The organism is Campylobacter coli LMG 9860, assembly GCF_000254135.1.
Taxonomy (GTDB): domain Bacteria; phylum Campylobacterota; class Campylobacteria; order Campylobacterales; family Campylobacteraceae; genus Campylobacter_D; species Campylobacter_D coli.
Genome location: NZ_AINS01000144.1, coordinates 1 through 291, shown reverse-complemented (window position 1 = coordinate 291; position 291 = coordinate 1). Strand labels below are relative to the sequence as shown.

The window sequence follows — 291 nt, the reverse complement described above, 5'->3', positions numbered from 1 at the left end:
TCTCCATTAGGTGGGATAAAAGTTGAGGTGAATTTCGCTTGATAATTTTGCGCTAGTTTTCTTTGTGATTTTAAAGTAGTAATATTCTGATTAAGTAATTCATAACATTGTTGTGCGTTCTCAAGATTAACATTGATATTAACACCTATTTCCAATAAAGCCTGAGATAAATTTGACACATCATCTTTTGTAAACATTGTAAAAGCACTATATTTCTCAACATCCGAACGCCTTTGACAAAAACAATGATAAAAAACATGCACCGCTACAACATCAAAATTTTTAGCAATA

At 30.6% G+C, this 291-nt stretch carries 1 protein-coding gene; it reads right to left on the bottom strand.

What is annotated here, in order from left to right; genetic code table 11:
* On the bottom strand, positions 1-291 hold a 291-nt coding region (locus CCO88_RS09805; RefSeq protein WP_042966319.1), incomplete at both ends, for a DUF2920 family protein.